This window comes from Segeticoccus rhizosphaerae, from assembly GCF_009192725.1.
GTDB lineage: Bacteria > Actinomycetota > Actinomycetes > Actinomycetales > Dermatophilaceae > Segeticoccus > Segeticoccus rhizosphaerae.
In genome coordinates this window covers 1-4,097 of sequence record NZ_VOHR01000324.1, presented here as the reverse complement: position 1 = coordinate 4,097, position 4,097 = coordinate 1, and the positions used below count along the sequence as shown (strand labels likewise).

At 70.2% G+C, this 4,097-nt stretch carries 7 protein-coding genes; 4 read left to right on the top strand and 3 right to left on the bottom strand.

All coding sequences use genetic code 11. The features are described 5' to 3' along the window. Nucleotides 1–23: 23 nt before the first annotated feature. Entirely contained in the window at nucleotides 24–284 is a 261-nt protein-coding gene (locus FRW57_RS18285) for a hypothetical protein (RefSeq protein WP_137122295.1), read from the bottom strand. 189 nt (nucleotides 285–473) lie between these two features. On the opposite strand from FRW57_RS18285, the gene FRW57_RS18280 reads away from it, so the two are divergent. The 3 genes from FRW57_RS18280 to FRW57_RS18270 all read left to right on the top strand — a co-directional run bounded on the left by FRW57_RS18280 (nucleotide 474) and on the right by FRW57_RS18270 (nucleotide 1,856). After that, on the top strand, nucleotides 474–959 hold the full coding sequence (locus FRW57_RS18280) for a flavin reductase family protein (protein ID WP_203230405.1): 486 nt from the start codon (nucleotides 474–476) through the stop codon (nucleotides 957–959). Nucleotides 960–1,032: 73 nt separating this feature from the next. Then, nucleotides 1,033–1,461, top strand: a complete 429-nt coding sequence (locus FRW57_RS18275; RefSeq protein WP_137122294.1) for a CBS domain-containing protein — start codon at nucleotides 1,033–1,035, stop codon at nucleotides 1,459–1,461. Between the two features lie 179 nt (nucleotides 1,462–1,640). Further along, the gene (locus FRW57_RS18270; protein ID WP_137122293.1) at nucleotides 1,641–1,856 is read left to right on the top strand and encodes a hypothetical protein; all 216 of its coding nucleotides are present in this window, start codon (nucleotides 1,641–1,643) and stop codon (nucleotides 1,854–1,856) included. A 55-nt stretch (nucleotides 1,857–1,911) separates the two neighbouring features. Here FRW57_RS18270 and FRW57_RS18265 read toward each other — a convergent pair whose 3' ends face one another. Next, nucleotides 1,912–2,562, bottom strand: coding sequence for a class I SAM-dependent methyltransferase (locus tag FRW57_RS18265; RefSeq protein ID WP_137122292.1), 651 nt, complete (start codon nucleotides 2,560–2,562; stop codon nucleotides 1,912–1,914). Between the two features lie 151 nt (nucleotides 2,563–2,713). On the opposite strand from FRW57_RS18265, the gene FRW57_RS18260 reads away from it, so the two are divergent. Then, the gene (locus FRW57_RS18260) at nucleotides 2,714–3,622 is read left to right on the top strand and encodes a glycosyltransferase family 2 protein (protein WP_137122291.1); all 909 of its coding nucleotides are present in this window, start codon (nucleotides 2,714–2,716) and stop codon (nucleotides 3,620–3,622) included. On the opposite strand, the gene FRW57_RS18255 is transcribed toward FRW57_RS18260, so the two are convergent. Beyond that, nucleotides 3,588–4,097 (bottom strand): glycosyltransferase family 9 protein (locus tag FRW57_RS18255; RefSeq protein ID WP_162529415.1); only part of this gene is annotated, 510 nt, incomplete at its 5' end. The two genes, FRW57_RS18260 and FRW57_RS18255, sit on opposite strands and share 35 nt — an antisense overlap.

The following is a 4,097-nucleotide window of genomic DNA, read 5'->3' as shown; positions in this document are numbered from 1 at the left end:
CCGCCGGCTCGCGCAGGGGGCCGTCAGGCGGCGTGGCGGCCGCGCGGATCATCGCCGCGCGCCTCATCCGTCGCCATGTGCTCCCCGCGCAACTGCCAGCCTGACGGCGTCACGGTCCACCGCAAGCAGTCCCGGTCGGCAGGCAGGACGAAGTCGCGGTCGAAGTCCTGGAGCCCCTCGACATACGCCCGTTCCGCCTCGGCGACCTGCTGGACGACGTCCACCACCACGCGGCCGAGATGCCAGAGGAAACTCTCGCCGTGGTGGATCGAGCTTGCGGTCATGACACCAGCATCCGTCGGCGAGGGGCGGCCGACAAGATCCATTTGTGCCGTGCATCGCGCGGAACCTGCCTCGTGCGGGCGGCCCACGTCGGTCGGCGTCCGTTGGCCTCCGCTGGCCGGGCCGTCGCGCACCGAGGCGCTACCGTGGGCGCAACCGAGGCGGGAGCGGGTGACTGAGCCATCGAGGCGTTGGGAGTCGACGAGTTCGACCCGTTCGTGCGCGGGTTGGACTACCCCATGTTCGTGGTGACCAGCGCGCACGGTGGCGTCCGGGCGGGGTGCCTGGTCGGTTTCGTGACCCAGGCGAGCATCGATCCGCCGAGGCTGCTGGTCTGCCTGTCGGTGGAGAACCACACCTATCGGGTGGCGCGAGAAGCGTCGGTGTTGGCCGTGCACGTCCTCGCCTCCGACCAGCACCACCTGGCTGAGTTGTTCGGCGGCCAGACCGGCGACGAGGTGGACAAGCTCGAACAGTGTCGCTGGCGGCCGGGACCGGACGGCGTGCCGTTGCTGCAGGACTGCACGCCGCGGTGCGTCGGTCGCGTCCTGGCCCGGCACCCCCTCGGCGACCATGTCGGCTTCCTCATCGAGCCGGTCGTCGTCGAAGGGGACACCAGCGCTGACGTGCTGACCCTGCAACAGTGCCACGACCTGTCGCCCGGTCACCCGGCCTGACCGCGGGAGCGAGTGTGGATCGTGACCGAGTGGGTATCGGTCGGGGATCCACGAGCTCGAGAGGGTGACTCAGATGAAGACCGCACGGGAAATCATGACGGGCGATGCCACATGCGCCGGGGTCAACGAGACGTTGGTCGACGTGGCGCGCAAGCTGCGCGACCTGGAGGTCGGATCGCTGCCGATCTGCGGTGAGGACGACCGGTTGAAGGGCATGATCACCGATCGCGACATCGTCGTGCGGTGCATCGCCGAGGGCGGTGACCCTGCCTCGACGCAGGCGGGCGAGTTTGCCCAGGGCAAGCCGGTGACCATCGGCGCCGACGACTCCGTCGAGGAGGCGCTGCGGACGATGAGCGAGCACGGCGTGCGGCGCCTGCCGGTCATCGACGGACACGACCTGATCGGCATGGTGAGCCAGGCTGATGTGGCGGCCAACCTGCCGGAGGACATGAGCGGGCAGCTGGTCGAGAGCATCTCGGTGCAACGCAGCAACAACTGACCACCGGGCCGGGCCGGCCACTCTTCCGACTCGGTGTGCAGTGACTCGGCCCGGCACGTGGTGACCCGGCTTGTCCGCGGCGTTCTGGGCGACCGAGGGGCTGAGGGAGTCAACTGTTGCCGGCAGCAGTTTCGGGCGTTCTCAGGACGCGGAGCACTGCCCTTGCCTACGGTGCTTGCATGGGCGGACAGCCGCGAGTCACCTTCGGGCAGTTGCGGCCCGGCGAGTGGGTGGTGGCCGTCGACGATGCCACGGTGGGCAGGGTCCGGGGTGACGAAGAAGCCGGTTTCCAGGCTCGTCTGGATGCCGGTGAGTGGCTCCCCACCGTCTACGCCGACATCTCGACCGCGGTCGAGGTGATCGCGTTGGAGGCAGCGCTGCGGGCGAGACGCTGAACGCCCGGGGCTCAGCCGGATACCGTTGTGGCGACTGGTCGTCGGTCCTGCGCCGTCACGGCCCCGTGGGCGGCTTCACGGCGGTCCCGACGATCATCGGTTGACCCGGGAGGAGTGCTGCCACCCGCAACCCGAAGCGACGCAGACGCGTCACGGTCAGCGGAGAACGTTCCAGGGCCGCTGCCGTGTCGCGGTTCTGGTGGCAGTTGCCGTCGACTCGGCGAGACAGGGGCGTGAGCGCGTCCTGGGCCAGCGCCGCGACCCGGTTCTGGGCCCTCACGTGCTCCCCGAACCGCAGCTCCCCGCCGGGACGCAGGACGCGGTTCACCTCGGTGAGGGCAGTGCCGAGGTCGGGCACCGAGCACAGCACGAGCGTCATCACGACGGCGTCGGCGCTCCCGTCCGCCACCGGCACGTCGTCGGCGTGACCGGCCACCACGTCGACGGGGACAGCAGCCGAAGCCGCGTTCTGCTCCGCGTGTCGGCGCAGGACGTCGTCCGGTTCCACCGCCACGACGCGGGTCACCGTCGGCGGGTAGTGCCTGAAGTTCTTGCCGTCACCGCATCCGACGTCCACGACACAGCCGTGCAGTCCCTGCAGCAGCTCACGCCGAAGGTCACCGACGCCGAGCTGCTCCAAACGGTCGCTGATGCCGATGTAGCGCCTCGCGAACCGAGGATGCTGGAACTGGGTCAGGTCGCTCATGCGGGTCACGTCCTCGGTCCCTCGTGGATCCAGTGTCGACATCATGCCTGACCGGGCTGGAGCCGAGTTTGCGAGCAGGCTGCTCGGGTAGATCACGGGGGCCGGGTCTGCCGGCCCAGAACCCGTCACCCCGGCACACGAGCGAGGAATCATGCAGATTTCGCTCGGGCGGCGCCTGAGCGTGGTGCTGCTCACCCACAACTGCGCCACGCGCGTCGGCGAGACCCTCGACCGCCTCGTGGAGCTCCACGTCCCGGTGGTCGTCGTGGACAACGCGTCCTCCGACGGCACCGATGCACTGGTCCGCCACCACCCCAGCCTTCAGCTGGTCAGTCTCAGCGAGAACCTCGGAGCCGCGGGACGCAACGTGGGAGCGCGACGGGTCGGGACGCCATACATCGCCTTCTGCGACGACGACGAGTGGTTCGAGCTCGACGGTCTGCACCGCGCCGTCGAGCTGCTGGACCGGCATCCGTCGTTGGCGCTGGTGAGCGGGCGCATCCTGGTGGACCCCGATGGCCGGCTCGACCCGATCTGCGCCGAGATGGCGGAAAGCCCCCTGCCTGACGGCGCCGGAGTCCCCGGAGCCGTCCTGTTGGGGTTCATGGCTGGCGCGGTGGTGGTCCGCCGGTCCGCCTTCGAGCAGGTCGGCGGCTACGACCGCCGCTTCTTCATGGGCGGTGAGGAGGAAACCCTGGCCCTGCCGCTGGCCAAGCGGGGATGGCAGATGCGGTATGTCGAGGAGGTCGTCATCCACCACCAGCCGAGCATGGCCAACGCCTCGAGGTTGCGGCACTACGGGGTGCGCAACACGATCGTCAACGCTTGGCTGCACCGCCCCGTCCGGTCGGCGGCCCGGTGGACGTGGTTCATCATCCGGACCACGCCATCCCGGTGGCAGATGGTGCGGGGGGTCGCGATGGCCGTGCGTTGCGTGCCCTGGGTGCTGCGCGAGCGCTCGCCGATGCGGCCCGAGCTGGACCAGTGGCTCAGGATGCTGGAGGACCGCCGCCGCACCGCCACTCCTACCCGCCGGCGGGCGGACAGTGTGCCGTGGTGAGCATCCCCTCGGCCGCAGTGAGGACCTCCTCGGTCGTGATCGCCAGGAGACGCGGATCCACCTGGTCCGCATGCGGATCGCCGGACGCCGTCACCTCCGGATGCCAGAGAACCTGGTGCAGCTGCTGGTCGATGGAGGGCCCCCAGGCCGAGGGCGGCGTCGGGCCGAAGAGCAGGACCGACGGGGTCCCGAGTGCGGTGGCCAGGTGCGCCACCCCGGTGTCGCCGCACAGCAGCAACCGGGCCCGGGCGACCAGTTGTGCGAGATCGCGCGGCGACAACCGGCCACAGACGTCCTCCGCCGAGTTCGTCCCGGCAACGACCTCGTGACACAGGGAGGCTTCGGCCTGCGTGCCGGTGACGACGACCCGATGCGATGCCGCCAGGGCCGCCACCACGGTGTGCCAGCGCGACACCGGCCATCGCCGGGCCACGCAAGCGGCGCCCGGATGCACGACCACGGGCGCGCCGAGGCC